The organism is uncultured Maribacter sp. (assembly GCF_963974015.1).
Lineage (GTDB): Bacteria > Bacteroidota > Bacteroidia > Flavobacteriales > Flavobacteriaceae > Maribacter.
Window position 1 is genome coordinate 185,000 of the sequence record NZ_CAXBBZ010000001.1, and the last position, 16,701, is coordinate 201,700.

18 protein-coding genes are annotated in these 16,701 nt (G+C 34.5%); 8 read left to right on the forward strand and 10 right to left on the reverse strand.

All coding sequences use genetic code 11. The annotated features are described in order from the left end of the window. The first annotated feature begins 23 nt into the window (after positions 1-23). Positions 24-500, forward strand: coding sequence for a regulatory protein RecX (locus AACZ41_RS00805; protein WP_339625514.1), 477 nt, complete (start codon positions 24-26; stop codon positions 498-500). Between the two features lie 4 nt (positions 501-504). On the opposite strand, the gene AACZ41_RS00810 is transcribed toward AACZ41_RS00805, so the two are convergent. The 6 genes from AACZ41_RS00810 to bioA form a co-directional block, all read right to left on the reverse strand. Beyond that, positions 505-1,377, reverse strand: coding sequence for a cupin-like domain-containing protein (locus AACZ41_RS00810; RefSeq protein ID WP_339625516.1), 873 nt, complete (start codon positions 1,375-1,377; stop codon positions 505-507). A 77-nt stretch (positions 1,378-1,454) separates the two neighbouring features. Continuing rightward, positions 1,455-2,549 (reverse strand): biotin synthase BioB, encoded by a 1,095-nt coding sequence (gene bioB, locus AACZ41_RS00815; protein WP_339625518.1) that lies wholly within the window; start codon positions 2,547-2,549, stop codon positions 1,455-1,457. Between the two features lie 90 nt (positions 2,550-2,639). Beyond that, the gene (locus AACZ41_RS00820; protein ID WP_339625520.1) at positions 2,640-4,073 is read right to left on the reverse strand and encodes an SPFH domain-containing protein; all 1,434 of its coding nucleotides are present in this window, start codon (positions 4,071-4,073) and stop codon (positions 2,640-2,642) included. A gap of 4 nt (positions 4,074-4,077) precedes the next feature. After that, entirely contained in the window at positions 4,078-4,656 is a 579-nt protein-coding gene (locus AACZ41_RS00825) for a hypothetical protein (protein WP_339625522.1), read from the reverse strand. 94 nt (positions 4,657-4,750) lie between these two features. Further along, complete coding sequence (locus tag AACZ41_RS00830; protein WP_339625525.1) at positions 4,751-5,944, reverse strand: beta-ketoacyl synthase N-terminal-like domain-containing protein; 1,194 nt, start codon at positions 5,942-5,944, stop codon at positions 4,751-4,753. Between the two features lie 6 nt (positions 5,945-5,950). Next, positions 5,951-7,225 (reverse strand): adenosylmethionine--8-amino-7-oxononanoate transaminase, encoded by a 1,275-nt coding sequence (bioA, locus tag AACZ41_RS00835; protein WP_339625527.1) that lies wholly within the window; start codon positions 7,223-7,225, stop codon positions 5,951-5,953. A 63-nt stretch (positions 7,226-7,288) separates the two neighbouring features. On the opposite strand from bioA, the gene AACZ41_RS00840 reads away from it, so the two are divergent. Continuing rightward, positions 7,289-8,770, forward strand: coding sequence for a glycosyltransferase family 39 protein (locus tag AACZ41_RS00840; protein ID WP_339625529.1), 1,482 nt, complete (start codon positions 7,289-7,291; stop codon positions 8,768-8,770). On the opposite strand, the gene bioD is transcribed toward AACZ41_RS00840, so the two are convergent. Genes bioD through AACZ41_RS00855 form a run of 3 tightly spaced genes read right to left on the reverse strand, consistent with a single transcriptional unit; the run spans position 8,765 to position 10,937 of the window. Then, complete coding sequence (bioD, locus tag AACZ41_RS00845) at positions 8,765-9,382, reverse strand: dethiobiotin synthase (protein WP_339625531.1); 618 nt, start codon at positions 9,380-9,382, stop codon at positions 8,765-8,767. The two genes, AACZ41_RS00840 and bioD, sit on opposite strands and share 6 nt — an antisense overlap. Before the next feature lie 7 nt (positions 9,383-9,389). Further along, positions 9,390-9,773, reverse strand: a complete 384-nt coding sequence (locus AACZ41_RS00850; protein ID WP_339625533.1) for a DUF2007 domain-containing protein — start codon at positions 9,771-9,773, stop codon at positions 9,390-9,392. A 6-nt stretch (positions 9,774-9,779) separates the two neighbouring features. Then, positions 9,780-10,937 carry a pyridoxal phosphate-dependent aminotransferase family protein gene (locus AACZ41_RS00855; protein ID WP_339625535.1) on the reverse strand — a complete coding sequence of 386 codons (1,158 nt, stop codon included), beginning with the start codon at positions 10,935-10,937 and terminating at the stop codon, positions 9,780-9,782. 305 nt (positions 10,938-11,242) lie between these two features. Here AACZ41_RS00855 and AACZ41_RS00860 point away from each other — a divergent pair, with 305 nt between their 5' ends. The 6 genes from AACZ41_RS00860 (at position 11,243) to AACZ41_RS00885 (ending at position 16,340) form a co-directional block, all read left to right on the forward strand. Next, complete coding sequence (locus tag AACZ41_RS00860) at positions 11,243-12,721, forward strand: PAS domain S-box protein (protein WP_339625538.1); 1,479 nt, start codon at positions 11,243-11,245, stop codon at positions 12,719-12,721. After that, positions 12,718-13,116, forward strand: a complete 399-nt coding sequence (locus AACZ41_RS00865) for a response regulator (protein WP_339625540.1) — start codon at positions 12,718-12,720, stop codon at positions 13,114-13,116. Before AACZ41_RS00860 ends, AACZ41_RS00865 begins: the two co-directional genes overlap by 4 nt. A gap of 92 nt (positions 13,117-13,208) precedes the next feature. Next, positions 13,209-15,005 carry a PDZ domain-containing protein gene (locus AACZ41_RS00870; RefSeq protein ID WP_339625542.1) on the forward strand — a complete coding sequence of 599 codons (1,797 nt, stop codon included), beginning with the start codon at positions 13,209-13,211 and terminating at the stop codon, positions 15,003-15,005. Next, on the forward strand, positions 15,006-15,539 hold the full coding sequence (locus AACZ41_RS00875) for a GNAT family N-acetyltransferase (protein WP_339625544.1): 534 nt from the start codon (positions 15,006-15,008) through the stop codon (positions 15,537-15,539). A 79-nt stretch (positions 15,540-15,618) separates the two neighbouring features. Continuing rightward, positions 15,619-16,131: a hypothetical protein gene (locus tag AACZ41_RS00880; protein WP_339625546.1), complete on the forward strand. Its 513-nt coding sequence runs from the start codon at positions 15,619-15,621 to the stop codon at positions 16,129-16,131. 2 nt (positions 16,132-16,133) lie between these two features. Then, positions 16,134-16,340, forward strand: coding sequence for a helix-turn-helix transcriptional regulator (locus tag AACZ41_RS00885; protein WP_339625548.1), 207 nt, complete (start codon positions 16,134-16,136; stop codon positions 16,338-16,340). 54 nt (positions 16,341-16,394) lie between these two features. On the opposite strand, the gene AACZ41_RS00890 is transcribed toward AACZ41_RS00885, so the two are convergent. Then, positions 16,395-16,673, reverse strand: a complete 279-nt coding sequence (locus AACZ41_RS00890; RefSeq protein ID WP_339625550.1) for a F0F1 ATP synthase subunit epsilon — start codon at positions 16,671-16,673, stop codon at positions 16,395-16,397. Positions 16,674-16,701: the final 28 nt, after the last annotated feature.

A 16,701-nucleotide genomic window follows, 5' to 3' on the forward strand; every position in this document is an offset into this window, starting at 1 on the left:
TTTGTTTAGTATTTTTGAAAAGTATGAAGTACAAAACTAAAGGCTACACCATTCAAGAAGCCACAAAAAAAATAGAGAGTTATTGCGCCTATCAAGATCGTTGCCATAAAGAGGTTAATAGCAAACTGAAAGATATGGGTATGATTCCGCTAGCTATTGACACCATTATAGCTCAGCTTATTGAAGATAGGTTTTTAAACGAAGAACGTTTTGCGAAGAGTTTTGCAAGAGGAAAATTCAATATTAAAAAGTGGGGAAAGAATAGAATTGTCAACGAATTAAAATTTAGAAACATTTCTAAATACAACATAACTACTGCTTTAAAAGAAATAGACCCTCAAAATTATTTAAACACATTAGACACTTTAGCTGTAAAAAGATTAGGGCAAATATCTGAATCTAATATTCAAAAAAGGAGAAAAAAACTTGCTGATTATCTATTGTATAGAGGATGGGAGAGTCACTTGGTGTATGAGAAATTGCAAGAACTCATAAAATAAAAATTTATTTTTCAGCCAAAGTTTCAAGACTTTTATTCGTTCTTGAAATAGCCTTTTTGTTCTTCCAATCTATCCAGTCTTGCCCTTTAAGTTTTCTCATCAATACATCGTAATACCGCATTATCAGAATATTATAAGAAGCTTTCGCTAAATTTTTCGGATTACGAGCCATAGCCCGAAGACTCATGGAAAATCCAGGAGAATTATACTTCATATAGTGCCAATAACCTTCTGGCATATACAACACTTCGCCATGTGATAAGGTAGTTTTATAACCAGAAGCTCTTTCTAAAATAGGCCACTTTTCATAATCTGGGTTTGAAAAATCAATACTTTCATGAGTAATTAATGAATGTGGAACTTTATAGAGATTTTTTGTTTCCGATTGTGGAAAGAGCACAACCTCCTTTTCGCCATCAAAATGAAAGTGAAATATATTGGCCAAATCAATATCGTAATGCATAAAGGTGTACGAATCCTTACCACCAAAAAACAACATGGGCAATCCTTTCAAAAGTTTTAAACCAAAATCAGGAAAGGTGTAATCTTTTTGTAATGCAGGCACCTCTTTCAAAATATTCCAAAGAAAAATTCGATATTTAGTAGGCTCATTTTTTAACAAATCAACATAATCTGCCATCTTCATCTTGGCATGTGGCTCATTAAAACCATCTTTATGCTGCACAGGTCTATTATCGTACAAAGGCACGATTTTATCACCTGCAATCTTTTTCATATAATCAAGATTCCACTTATCAAAAGCAGGCCAATATTCAATAGCCCTTTCCAAAACAACCGGTTTTTGGGGCTTAAAGTAGTTCTCAATAAAATCGTTCTTAGTAATATAACTTACTCTAGGAATATCTGCTAACTTCAATTACATGTGGTTTTTTAGGGAAACCAAAGGTAATTAACGATAAGAATATAATTTATTAAAAATGTATTAATGTGGGCCTAGTTACTAATTTTAGCCTTTTGCTTCGCATTTTCATTACGTTCAATGGAATGACCTGGCCTAGACCATTTTGGCTTCTCCCCTAATGCTTCAATTTGAGAATCTTCAGCTTCAACCGTTTTTGGTTGCGACACCTTTGTAAATGGTTTTTGTGGATTTAAGCCCAGCATCTTGAACATAGCCATATCCTCATTTACATCAGGATTTGGGGTAGTCAATAATTTATCGCCTGCAAAGATTGAATTTGCTCCGGCAAAGAAACACATAGCCTGCCCTTCTCTACTCATTTCTGTACGTCCTGCAGATAAACGAACTTGGGTTTCTGGCATTACAATTCTAGTGGTAGCTACCATACGTATCATATCCCATATAGAAACTGGTTCAATATCCTCCATTGGTGTACCTTCAACCGCCACTAGCGCATTAATAGGAACAGATTCAGGTTGTGGATTCAAAGAGGTTAAAGCAACTAACATGCCTGCTCTATCTTCTAAAGCCTCACCCATACCAATAATACCGCCGCTACAGACAGTTACATTACTTTTACGAACATTCTCTATAGTATCTAAACGGTCCTCGAATGCACGTGTAGAAATAACATCTTTATAATAATCCTCAGAAGTATCTAGATTATGGTTGTAAGCGTATAAACCAGCTTCTGCCAATCGCTTTGCTTGGTTTTCGGTAATCATGCCCAACGTGCAACATACCTCCATATCTAATTTATTAATAGTTCGAACCATTTCTAAAACTTGGTCGAACTCTGGGCCATCTTTTACATTTCTCCAAGCGGCACCCATACAAACTCTTGAGCTTCCAGAGGCTTTCGCTCGTAAGGCTTGAGCCTTAACTTGAGAAACTGCCATTAGATCGTTTCCTTCAATATCTGTATGATAACGAGCTGCTTGAGGGCAATACCCACAATCTTCAGGACAACCTCCTGTTTTAATAGAAAGCAAAGTAGAAACCTGAACCGTATTTGGGTCATGGTTTTTTCTATGTACAGTTGCAGCCTCATAAAGAAGCTCCATTAACGGTTTATTATATATTTCTAGAATTTCTACTTTTGACCAATTATGTCTTGCTTCGCTCATATAATCTCATATTCTTTCTGCCACCAAAAATAGTGGAAATCTAGTTTATATCTTAATTATGCGATTTTTTAAAATCAGAATAACGAAAAATTATTTACCCTCTTTATTCTTAGTTGCACTTGAAGATTTAGTTTCTTCTTCAATTGTTTCCGAGACAACATCTTTACCTTTTAGGTATTCAGGCAACTGCATTCCTGCCATATTGAACATTTCTTGAAGTGGCGGTACAGATTTATACATACCAGAGATAAAATTGGCTGTAGAACTTTTACCATCTTCGCCTTTGGTACCAGAATCCCAAACGGTTACTTTATCAATTTTGATATTCTTAATTGCTTCGGCCTGCGTTCTTACCAATTCAGGTAATTTATCAGCAATTAACAAAAGAACAGCATCCTTTGGGTTATTCCCTGCTGCCTTCACGATTTCATCTAAACCTTGTGCTTGCTTTGTCAAAACCTCTAATAGTCCTTGTGCTTCAGCCTGTGCTTTAAACAAGATAGCATCTGCTTCCCCTTTTGCAATACGTCTTGTTCTTTCTGCATTAGCTTCAGCATCAATTTCAACCTTTTTCTTATCTATTTCGGCAGGAACGACAATATCAGCCATTTGAGAACTACGAACACGCTCAGCTCTTGCTAATTCGGCCATTTGTTCAGCTGCATAGGACTCTTCAAGTGCTTTAGCGGTTTGTACCTTTTCCGATGCAATGGCCGTACGTTCTGCTTCCGCTTCTCGTTGACGACGTAATGAATCTGAATTGGCAACATTAATTTTCGCAATGTTTTCACCCTCTACAGCTTTTGCATTTGCAGCAGCGACCTGAGTACGTTCATCTTGTACTGCATTAGCCTCACCAATAGAACCATCTCTGTTCTTTTCTGCAACAGATTTTCGTGCTGCATTAATAGCATGGGCAGCAGCCTCTTTACCTAGTGCCTCAATATAACCAGACTCATCAACAATATCAGTAATATTTACATTGATCAATTTAAGACCTACTTTCTTCAATTCAGATTCTACACTCTGTGAGATATTGGTTAAAAATTTATCTCTATCTGAATTTATTTCTTCAATATCCATCGAAGCTACAACCAAACGTAACTGACCAAAAATAATCTCTTGTGCTAATTCTTGAATTTCATTTTGTCCTAATCCAAGTAAGCGTTCTGCAGCATTTTGCATAATACCTGGCTCGGTAGAAACCCCGATGGTAAATCTTGAAGGTACATTTACGCGTATATTCTGCTTACTTAAAGCGTTTACTAAATTAACCTCGATAGAAATAGGCGTTAAATCCAAAAATTGATAGTCTTGAATTACCGGCCATATAAAAGCTGCACCACCATGTATACATCTTGCAGAATTACCCCCTCCTACCTTACCATAAACTACAAGAATACGATCTGAAGGACATCTTTTGTACCTTCTAATAAAGGAAATTATAATGATAAAGAAAAAGAGAACTGCAAATCCGATAGCGATCAAAGATGCACCTCCACCTAATTGTAATGGTAATATCATAGGGTTATTTATTTAATAGTTCAACGATTAATAATCCATTTGCGGTTACCTGTTTTACACGCACCACATTGCTTTGAGTTAAATCTTCATTTTCATCAGTTAAGGCTTCTAATTCTCTTAACGTTCCTTGCACATTAATACTCACCTTGCCAATTCGAGATCTATTGGCGCCTATCGTTAAGTATACTTCTCCTACTTGATTCAACGCATTACTCAATTTTAGTGTACCACTACTCTGTAATTTGGCCAAATAATAAAAAAGAGAAGCCATAGCAACCATCATTAATAAGCCACATATAACTGAAATAATTACTGTAAGGGTGTGAGAAAGTTCATTATCTAAACAAGCAATGCCAGTCCATCCAAAAATGGTAAAAAAGCCCGTTAAATTTTTGAAGGATAAAAACTGAAAGTCTATCCCATGGTCACTATCAATATCAGCATCCACATCTCCGCTCATATCATCTGTATCTCCCCCAAAAAGAGTCATAACCAAAAAAATCAATAAAAAGAAAGATGCAATACAAGCAACTACCCAGTATACTTTCTCAAAAACGGTTAATGCGTTAAACCAAGTTTCCATAAAAATCCTATTTAGTCGATATTTGAAAGATAATACTTAAAGCCAATTAGATAAAAACTTAATGCGTATTTATTTAGTTAGCGACCAGCATACTTTAATTTTTAGACACCAAAACACTGACAGCATTACCCCCAAAACCTACAGAATTTACCATAACTTTCTTAATATTCGTTTTCATAACTTCTTGTTTTAAAAATGGCACCGGTATGAATTCATTATATTGAAGCATTAAAAGTGCCAACTCCAAATTAAGCATTCCTGAAGTAGCAAAAGTGTGACCTAATTTCCATTTGTTAGTTGTTAACAAAGGTATGTTACTGACAAAAACTTTTTTAATAGCATTATATTCTGATAAATCACCTTGTATAGTTCCTGGCGCATGCATTACTACGGCATCAACCTCAGAGGGGTCTAGATCACCCATGGCCATTTTCATCGATTTTTGAAAACAAACGGCATTCGTAGAAATAGATGTGTTGTGTTTTAAAATTTCAGTTGCATAACCGACACCGTCAATTGTAGCCAAAGCATTTTTCACAATTCCCTTTTCTAAACACACTACCGATGCACCTTCACCAAGTATCATACTGTTGTACTCCTTTTCTAAATTCAATGCTTGGCAAGGGTAGTTTATGCTACGCTCAACTACCGAGGCAGGGTTCGATCCGGGCGCTTTTGCGTAAATCTTCAATGCCTTCATTTGGGCAATCGTAAAATCTGTCAAGGGTGCTTCACTTGCTCCGACCAAAAACTTAATGACCATACCGCTATTGATCCAAGCAATACCATTTAGCACAGAATGTAGACCCGTAGAACAAGTAATGGAATGGGAAATTTCAGGACCTGAAGCTCCTAAATCATGTGATACCCATGAAGAAATATTACCTAAGGTGGTGGTGGGCGAACTTAATGTTGATGTTAAACCTGTTTCTAAAAACTCTGTATGGTATTGTTCGAATAATTTTGTTGCCCCTCTAGACGAACCTAAATTGATTCCGAATTCGGAATCGCTTTTCCACCCAGAATCTCTTACGGCCAATCTTGAAGCGACCATTGCATATAAAACGCTTTCGTCTAATTTCCTATACTTAGTATCAGATACTCGAAGTTTCTCAACTAGAACGCTACCCGATTTAGACAATGGTGAAACCCAAGACTTCTCGCCATTTTTCTGAATCAATGAAAAATAATGTTCATTATTTTGATAAGACTGCCAAGTTTCTTCTAATGTGCTTCCTAAAGGTGAGAGCGATGCTATAGCTGTTATGGATATTTTCTCTTTCAACATCGTTATCTAAATAGTTTCTAATGCCGCTGTAATGGTATCGTAAATTTTTTGAAGTTCGGAATTTGTAATTACATAAGGCGGAAGCACGTAAATTGTATTACCGAGTGGTCTTAATAAAACCCCTTTCTCTACAAAGAAATCATATAAGTCATCGCGTAAATTACCATAGCGCTCCATTTGTATGCTTAAGTCAATGGCCAGTATAACCCCTATCACTCTCACATTACCAACTTTTTTATGCTTCTCAATTATAGTAGCAAAAGAGTTATGGCAGCTCTCAATATATTTTCTTCTTTCTACAATATCAGGTGAATTTAAAAGTTCAATACTCGCTAAGGCAGCGGCACAACCAATTGGATGTGCACTAAATGTATGCGCATGAAAGAACCCTTTATGAACCTCGTCACTTAAAAATCGATTAAAAACTGCTTTTGAACAACTTGTAATACTTAAAGGAAACATACCTGCCGTGAGTGCTTTGCTCAAACAAATAATATCAGGTTTGTTTTCAAGATAATCTGAAGCAAAATTCTTTCCTGTTTTACCGAAACCAGTCATTATTTCATCGGCAATACTTAAGACTTTGTTTTCTTGACATAGATCAATCAATTCATCTAATCCTTTAGCAGAATGAAATTTCATGCCAGCTGCACCTTGCACTAAAGGCTCAAATATGAAAGCTGCACATTTGTTTTCTTGCAGAATTTTAGTTAGCCTTTTTTTTACTTCCTTAATATTATTCGCTTGTGGTGTAGGTATTCGTACAACCTTCAAAAGAAAATCTTCAAAAGGGCCGTTGTATGATGAAAGTCCTGATGCGCTCATAGCACCAAAGGTATCGCCATGAAATCCATCTTCAAACGCTATTAGCGTATCTCTTAACTCACCATTGTTATGATAAAATTGCAATGCCATTTTTATGGCAGCTTCAATAGCCGTAGAACCATTATCATTGAAAAATATCTTTGCCTGATTTTTTGGTAAAATCTCCATTAATTTCTCAGATAATTCAATTGCCGGTTCGTGCGTTAAACCACTGAACATCACAAAATCTAACTTGTTCATTTGCTTGGTCATTGCCGAAACTATATACTTGTTAGAATGACCATACATTACCGTGTACCAAGAAGCTATACCATCAATATATTCTTTTCCGTCCTCATCAAACAAAAGCGCATCTTTCGCTCTAACAATAGCCAATTGCCGTTTATTCAACTTATGTTGGGTTAGCGGATGCCATAAATGTTTTTTATCTCGAGTAGATAGATTTTCCACGGTCATAGAATTTATAATTCGTCATTTTATCTATCTTGCAAAGATCGGGAAATAAACCGCAACAAAGAGATGCACTTAAAAAGAAACAAAAAAGCATTTTTAAATTTTTCCGAGATAAAGAATAGCTTGGTATTCCTTATCTTTTTTATAATTACCTTTTTTATTCGTTTTCCATTTTTCTTTCGAGATTATATTGACCGAGATGAAAGTACTTTTATTCTTTTAGGCCAATCTTGGGCAGATGGCTTTCTACCCTACACCCAATTGTGGGATTTAAAACCACCGTTAACTTTCGCCTTTTTTGCCGCAATCATATCTGTCTTCGGCAAAAGCTTTATCGCGATACGATTGGCAGGCGTTTTTTTAGTTGTCGTTACTGCTTACTTCACGTATAAGATTGCATTATCAGTGCTATCTAAAAAAGCCTCTATTATAGTCGGCGTGCTCTGTATTTTTCTATTAAGCCTTTTCGGCAGCCTACAAGGTGTAATGTCTGAACATATTTGTATCGCATTTTTTGTCCCGGCAATCTACCTTTTACAAAGTAAAAAGACACTAGATTATACTTTTCTAGCAGGCTTGTTAATGGGAATTACGGTTATGGTGAAACTGAATATGGCTTTCCCTATATTCTTTATCGGCCTCTATCTTATTTACGAATCATTTTTCTCGAAAAAGTATATCAAAATACTTCATGTAATAATATTCGGTGTGGGTGTTTTAGCCATTATTTTTGCAACAATACTACCCTACTATCTTTCTGATCAAACCTTTGTTTGGTGGGATTCTGTCGTTTTAGCTCCTTTAGAATACACTGAAGCCAGAAGGTATTCTATTTTTAAACTAGCCCCAATATTTGTCGTAACAGGTCTTTTTCTTTTTTACGCTTATAAAAGCCGTAATCTTAATTTTAGGAATAGGACAGTACAAATAGTATTGGTTGCTATTGCCGGTGTATTGGTGTCATTTGTAAAAGGCGGAAGAATAAACGGGCATTACCTTATACAATTACACCCCATGCTATTGATTTTGGTTGCAATAGTGGTTCAGAAACTAACCATAGACTACAAACCTAAAGTACCCAAATATGTACTACTTCTGGTTTTATTAGTCCCTGCAGAAAGTTATTTGGAATATGCCAATATTCTTAAAAACAAGTATGAACGCAATACATTCTTTAATGGGGAGGGATTTTCTGTACCTTCTTTTATAAAAAAAAATAACCTAGAGACTAAAAATATTTTGTTTTTTGAATATCATATCGGTTATTGGCATTTAGACACCTTACCCCCAACGATTGCCTCGACCCACCCAAGTAACATTTGCAGAGATGAACTTTTTACTTTCTTTGACAACCCAAGGAATAATTCTCTAGAAGAACTGAAATATATTATGGAAGAATTACAACCAAAAACGGTGGTGATTCGAAAAGGACGACGAATTTTGGACAAAAAAGAAATTGAGGAAAATGAATATATTGACGCATATTTAGCCAAGCATTATCGCAATTTTGCTACCGTTGAAAATGCAGAAATCCTACAACGCTTATAGTGACCTTAATGCACCCTTAAACTTATCGGCATATTTTTTAATAACGTCTTTATCAAATTTCTCCTCTTCATCAATTCTACCCAAAAGAGATACTCCGGTTTTTTGTAGAATAATATTTTCTGATTGCGGATTAGCTTCTCCACTAAACAAAACAGAAACATCATATCCTTTGTTTTGCAACCAATATATGGTCAATAAAGAATGATTTATACTGCCTAAATAATTTCTTGACACCACAACAACTTTATAATCTGGCATTATTATATCGAACAAGGTGTCTTCCTCATTTAAGGGCACCAAAATTCCGCCAGAACCTTCTATAATTAAATTGTTTTCTGTTTCAGGTTCATTGATATGAAATCGATCAATTCGAATACCATCGATTTCAGCAGCAGCATGCGGACTCATTGGAGATGTCAACTCATAACTGCATGGGTGAAATTTAGTCTTATCATTCGAGATCAGAATTTTAACCCTATCGGTATCTGAATTGTCTAAATCTCCTGCTTGTACAGGTTTCCAATAATCTGCCTGTAAGGCTTCAGTAAAAATGGCCGAAGCGATAGTTTTTCCTACTCCTGTTGAAATTCCGGTTACAAAAATCTTCTGCATTCTGTTCTTACTTTGAGTTTGTGATCATGCCACAATTTAGGCACTTATATTTTCTTTTTTCAAAAAATGGAAAAAGTTTATAAAAAACTCCTTTCCTGTTATAATAAGCTTCTGATTTTTGAGCTTTACAATTTGGGCAAACAATAGGTTCACCATCATTATCAATAGCATAAGCCCTAATTTCATTATATATAGCTACTGCCCTATCTTTATCTTTAGAGTAAACCTGTAATTTAACCCCACCAATAGCATTACTGATTATAGGATCGGAATTCAATGTGTTTTCATCTCTAAGAAATACCGGTATCCCTTCAGACTCAAGTTTTCCTTTCACTATCTGTACATCGGCAACATATTCAAAAGTGGCGAGTTGATAAAATTTATCTTCCATGTATTTTTAAATAAAGCTAGATAACAATTTTATTAAAAGCCCTATTTCTTCTTTTGAATTAAAGCTGTGCAAACAAATTCTGAGTCTTTCTTGCCCTTCTGGCACTGTTGGTGCAAGAATCGCTTTTACATTAAAGCCTTTGTCTATGAGTTTTTTAGAAACTATTTTTACTTTTTTTGAACCAGGAATTATACAGCCTTGTATAGCTGTATTACTAGGTATAAAAAGTTGATTTATCTTTTGAGAACTAATTTGCTTTTTGAAAAACTCAATGTTCTCTTTTAATTTGAGTTTTGGCTCCTCACCTAATTCTTCAAAAAATGTATGCGCTGTAATTATGGTTGCTAGCGTATGTGGTGTTAATGCTGTAGTATAAATAAAAGGTTTAGCGAAATTCACCAAATAATCTTTCAAATCTTCAGAACCCAATATTGCTGCACCGTGACAACCAAATCCTTTTCCAAAAGTAACCGTCCTGGCAAATACATCATTTTCAAGGCCTAGCGCTGGTATCAGACCTTCACCGTTCTTCCCTATAACCGCAACTGCATGAGCCTCATCTACTATTAAATTATAACCATTCGCTTTGGTGTACTTTGCAAATGCTTTTAAATCAGGTGTGTCTCCATCCATAGAAAAAACAGTTTCCGTAACTACATAAATTACTAGTTCATCATTCTCATTTCTAGCAGAATTTAAATCTATTTTTTCCTTTAAACTATTTAGATCATTATGTAAAAAGCTATAGGCCTTCGCATTGCTCATACGTATACCTTCTCGAATACTGGCATGAACCAACTCATCATAAAAAATTAAATCACCACGTTGTGGTATGGCACTGAACAACCCCATATTGGCATCATAACCAGAGTTAAAGACAAGCGCAGAATTTACTTTATAAAATGTAGCCAATAATGGTTCTAGAATAGTGTACAATTTATGATTACCTGACAATAACCTTGATCCACCTGATCCGTTTGAAGCAACACTTTCGTTTAATAATAACTGAAACGTTTTTGAAAACAAGGTTTCATTTGTTGCAAAACCTAAATAGTCATTTGATAAAAAATCTATTAAACCATTTATAGAGTTTAATTTCCGAAAAGTCTCTTCCTTTTTACGGCTTGCTAAATTATTAAGCAATTTTAGGGGTAGTTGGTTCATTCAACAAAAATAGCTTTTCTATGAAATCAAAGCTTCACAAAACATGAAAAAGGCTTTTAATACTAAAAATTTGAAGGGCTGTGTCTTAAAGTCCGCTACCAATAAGGCACAATATAGTCGCTTATCATAAACAATTGATTATTAATTATTTAAAAACTTGTTGATTTCATAAATGTAAATTAAAGTATTCTTAATTAAGCTGATTTAAAAAAGATAAAATCTAGATTTGTCGACTTTTTTAAAGTGTTTTCCTACCGAATATCGGTTAGTGACTACAATAATTTAGAATAGTTATCCCAAATTTTATGGCAAATTCTAGAATTGACAATAGCAGAAGAATAAGGACCTTGGAATCTTATGAACTTATGGACACTATACCCGAAAATGTTTATGACGAAATAACCAAATTAGCTGCAGCTATCTGCAACACACCTATAGGTTTAATAACTTTAATCGACGATAAACGTCTGCATTTTAAGTCGTTTCATGGTATAGACTTGAATGAAATTCCATTGGAACATTCGTTCTGCCAATACATTATTAAAAATGATGCAGATGTATTGATTGTAGAGGATGCGAAAAAGGATGCTCGGTTTGCAGATAACCCTATGGTTCAAAACGCCCCCAACGTTTCCTTTTACGCCGGTGTTTCCTTAACAACTCCTCTTGGTTTTAGGCTTGGTGCTCTATGTGTTATTGATGATCGACCAAAAAAGCTTAATGAAATTCAAATTAACGGTTTACAAACGCTTGCTAAACAAGTCGTGCAATTGTTTGAATTCAGAAAAACCAAAAAAGAAATTGAAAAGAAAAATCTGGCATTAGAGAAAATTTTTGATACTTCTCTGGACATCATTTGTACACTAGATGAAGATGGTATTTTTAGGACGGTAAGTAAGGCAAGCGAAAAAATATGGGGATATTCTCCGGATGAATTGATTGGCAAGTATTATATTGATTTTGTTTATCATGAGGATCGGTTTGCCACCTTAAAATCTGAGAAATTAGTAATTTCAGGAGAACAAGAAACCAATTTTGAGAATAGGTATGTTCATAAAAATGGTAGTTTAATACCAATGTTATGGTCCTCAAAGAGTAATACAGGAGATGGAATCGTTTATTGTGTGGCGAAGGATATTACCGAAAAGAAAAAGGCCCAATATCATTTAGAACAAAGTGAACGTCGTTTTAAAACTTTAGTACAGGAAGGAAGTGATCTTATTGGTATTTTAGATTTAGAAGGTAATTACAATTATGTAAGTCCAACTTCTTTAAAAGTGTTACAAATTGCTCCAGAGGAGTTTATTGGCACCAATGCTTTTGATTATATCCATCCAGAAGACCAAGAATCGGTTTTTAAGCAGTTTAAGGATGCTATTGAAAAGTCGCAGGTCATTATAGAACCCTTCAGGTTCAAAAATAAGGAAGGTAATTGGAGATGGATAGAAACAATTGCCACCAATCAAATAAAAGAACCTACCATTAACGGTATTGTTACCAATTCAAGAGATGTAACAGATCGTGTATTATACCTTAAAGCAATAAAGAAACAGAATTTAAAACTTAAAGAAATTGCTTGGGCCCAATCGCACATTGTTAGAGCACCTGTAGCGCGACTTATGGGATTAATTAATTTAATAAGGAATGAAAAGAATTTATTGGATTCTGAAGAAAAAGAACAAGTATTGAATTTTATATTTCAGTCCGCAGACGAAATAGACACGGTCATTAAACAAACGGTCAAGAAAACCGAAAGTACTATAGATACAAAAGAAAGTAAATGAATTACCAACTACTATTAATCGAAGACGATCCTATATTCACTTTTTTATTAGAAAAAGGAATTGAGGCCACAGCATTAGAAGGTGATATATGTAATTTTCAAAATGGCCTAACTGCCATCGAATATCTAAAGAGGGAATATTCAAAGGAAACCAATTATATTATTTTTCTAGATTTAAATATGCCTGTAATGGATGGTTGGCAGTTTATGGACCAATTTGAAAAATTTGTCGCCCCAGATAATTGTATGATTTTTGTTTTAACATCTTCTGCCTATCAACAAGATATAGATAAATTATTGGAAAATCCTTTGGTAGAGGACGTTGTAACCAAACCTATTACAGACTATATTTTAAAAGAAATCAAAAAAACTGTTGTAGCAAAGTTTGAAAATTAATAAGCTACCGAACTCACATACTTAGTATTTTACAACAAAAAAAAGTTTAAAATACATGAATTAGCTTCATTATCTTAGCCAAAAATCATTGTATGCGATCCTTACTCCTAATTCTTCTATTTTGTTTTCAGTCAATTCAACTATCTGCACAGACCAACAATTATTCTATTTCTTTTGATAATGCAGTTCATCATGAGGCAGTAATTTCTGCCACTTTTAAGGATATATCTACTGACACCTTAACGCTAAGAATGAGTAGAACTTCACCCGGTCGTTATGCATTGCATGAGTTTGCTAAAAATGTTTATAATTTTACTGCGTTCGACGGTAAAGGAAATTCTTTGAAAACAACAAGAGAGAATCCATATGAATGGAAGGTTTCAGGTCATGATGGACAGGTAAATATAAAGTACACTTTATTTGCAAATAGAGGTGATGGCACCTATTCGCAGATTGATGAAACCCATGCCCATTTAAATATACCGGCAACCTTTATGTATGCTCCCACTCTCAATGAACGAACAATCGATGTCAATTTTTCAATAAGAGAAGATTTAGGATGGAAAGTTGCTACACAACTACCTCATGTAAAAGGTAACACGTACAGTGCACCAAATCTTTATTATTTTATGGATAGCCCAACAGAATTGAGTAATCATAAAGTAAGGGAAATCAATATCGATGGACAAACGGTAAAGTTTGCGCTACACGACCCAGGAACCGAAGATGAGGCAGACACCTATTTTGAAAAAGTTAAAAAAGTAGTAATCGCTGAAAAGGAAGTTTTTGGAACACTTCCTACATTTGATTATGGCTTATATACTTTTTTAGCTTGCTACATACCAAATGCGTCCGGTGATGGTATGGAGCATAGAAATTCTACTATATTAACTAGTACCAGAACCTTGGCAAACGGCGGTATGGAAGGAAATATTGGAACGGTCTCTCATGAATTTTTTCATAGTTGGAATGTTGAACGTATCCGCCCAAAGACATTAGAACCTTTTAATTTCGAAGAAGCCAATATGAGCGGTGAGCTATGGTTTGCCGAAGGTTTCACTAGCTACTATACTAATCTAATACTCTGCAGGGTTGGACTAATTTCACCTGAAAAATATGTTGAAGGATTAACAGGCACTTTTAATTATGTTTGGAATTCCCCAGCAAGACAGTTTTTTAATCCTATAGAAATGAGTTATCAAGCTCCGTTCGTAGATGCAGCAACTTCAGTAGACCCTGTAAATAGGGAGAATACCTTTATCTCTTATTATTCCTATGGCAGTGTATTGGGGTTGGCCCTTGACCTTTCTTTAAGGGAGAAAGGATTAAATTTAGATGACTATATGAAACAAGTATGGAAAACGTACGGGGAAACTGAAAAGCCCTATACCATAGAAAATTTGAACCGATCCTTAAATCAATATGCTGGTGAGGAATTCGGAAATAGTTTCTTCAATAACTATATCCATAAAAGTGATATGCCTAAGTATCATGAACTATTTAGCTCTGTTGGTGTTGTTTTGTCTCAAGATGACAATACTGCTTATTTTGGCGCCGCAGTTTCCATAACAGATGATTTAAATGGTAAGATTCAAAGTAATACCAAAATAGGGAGTCCGGCATATAAAGCAGGCTTAGATAAAGATGATGTAATCACCTCTATTAATGGTAAACCATTTCCAAATGGAATTCAATTTGATGCGTTCGTTAAAAAGTTTAAACCAAATGATATGCTTTCGGTTACATATTTAAGCGATGGTCAAGAAAAAAATACAGAATTGATTCTTGAGTCAGACCCAAGCTATGCCATAAGTTTACAAGAGAAAAATGGCGATAAGCTTTCGAAAAAGGTTTTAAAGGAACGCAAAGATTGGTTGAAAATTGAATAAATGAATATCCAATATACTACAACTAAAACAACAGACGAGTTGTTACAAATTCTATCCTTACAGGAAATGAATTTAAAATCTTCGGTAACCGCTATAGAAATGGCACAAGAAGGTTTCGTTACCGTGCAACATAATCTAGATCTACTTACCAGAATGAACGAGGCATGCCCACATATTGTAGCAAAGGATAATGATAACGTGGTTGGCTATGCCTTGTCTATGACCGAAGATTTTAAAGATGAAATCTCTGTTTTGAGACCAATGTTTACCGTACTTGAAGGTAATAACATTCAGAATTTTATAACCATGGGACAAATTTGTGTGGCAAAAACCCATAGAAAGCAAGGAATATTCAGTGGTTTATATGAAACAATGAAAAAAGTCTCTTACCCAACTTACGACGCCATTATTACTGAGGTCGATGCTACGAATAGCCGCTCATTAGGGGCTCATTATTCGGTGGGATTTGAAAAGATTTGCACCTACCATTCTTTAGGCCAAGACTGGGAGTTAATTTCTTTAAAGACTTCTTAATTCATTTTAATTTCACATTTATTATTGTTTTTCGATAATTATTGTATATTTGTTATCGTTAAACAACAATTATATTGAAATGAATATATTCGGACCAAAATCTTTCTCTAGTTTTTCCTTTTATAGTTTTAGAACTATATCAATTTTCTTGTTGATATTTTTAAGCTATATCATATTTGCTTTTGGCACCAATAGGTTCACCGTACTTAATGGAAGATTTGATATGAAAATTCCGTTTATTGAATCTTCAATAAGAGGCAATTATCAATTTAGTGACATACTAACTATATCTATAATCCTAATTTTTGGAGTTCTGTTTTTTAATATTCTTTCAAATATTTTCAAAGCTTTAAAGGAAATAATAATATTCAATAAAGATATTATTCGCAATCTTAAATTCTTTACCATTCTAAACTTAATTATTGGACCTGCTCTATACTTTCTTATTCATTACCCAATAATGAAAAAAACAGATTTTGGAGATGTTCATAATTTAATATTACTGGTAATATTTGGAGTGATTTCCTTATTTCTGACCAACATTTTTAAAACAGGATATACCGTGCAATCTGAAAACGACTTAACTATATAAGTATGGGCATAGTCGTAAACCTAGATAACGTATTACTAGAACGCAATTTAAAGAGTAAAGAACTTGCCGAAATAATAGGTATTACAGAAGCTAACCTTTCTATATTAAAATCAGGTAAAGCAAAAGCTATTCGTTTTTCTACCTTAGGGGCAATTTGTAAAGCGTTAGATTGTCAACCAGCTGATATATTAGCTTATGAAAAGGAATAAAAAGAGGCTACACTTTTCAGCATAGCCTCTATTATTTATTAGGTTATGTACTCGCTAATCTGCTAGTACAATAACTTTATTGTTCTTAAGCTCAATGGTACCACTAGAAATCGGTAAAACCGTATTTCCATCAGCATCTTTACTAAACTTTGAGGCGTACTCTCTTTCTAAAGATATATTACCTGAAATTTTAACCTTACCATCTTGTAACAAAGATACAATTGGTGCGTGATCTTTCAACATTTGAAACTCTCCATTAATACCGGGTACGGTTACCGAAGTAACTTCACCTGCAAATAATGTGGCTTCTGGTGACACAATTTCTAAATACATAATTTTTTAGTATTCAGTATTCAGTATT